The organism is Pseudoalteromonas sp. SIMBA_162 (genome assembly GCF_046535955.1).
GTDB classification, from domain to species: domain Bacteria; phylum Pseudomonadota; class Gammaproteobacteria; order Enterobacterales; family Alteromonadaceae; genus Pseudoalteromonas; species Pseudoalteromonas marina.
This window is the reverse complement of the sequence record NZ_JAWJBQ010000568.1, coordinates 1-264: the sequence shown is the minus strand read 5'-3', so window position 1 is coordinate 264 and position 264 is coordinate 1. Positions and strand designations below refer to the sequence as shown.

Here is a 264-nt window from a genome sequence, read left to right as displayed (position 1 = left end):
AGGAAACGCTCGATTCGGGTCGACGAGTGTTCCGGGCCCTGGCCTTCGTACCCGTGCGGCAGCAGCATCGTCAGGCCCGACACGCGGCCCCACTTCACTTCGCCCGACGAGATGAACTGGTCGATCACGACCTGCGCGCCGTTGACGAAGTCGCCGAACTGCGCTTCCCACAGCACGAGCGTGTTCGGCTCGGCGGTCGAGTAACCGTATTCGAAGCCCAGCACCGCCTCTTCCGACAGCACCGAGTCGATCACCGTGAACTTC

General features: G+C 64.0%; 1 protein-coding gene. It reads right to left on the bottom strand.

Annotated elements, in window-relative coordinates; all coding sequences use genetic code 11:
* Positions 1 to 264: hypothetical protein (locus R0J88_RS20950; RefSeq protein ID WP_410901018.1), on the bottom strand; the 264-nt coding region annotated here is incomplete at both ends.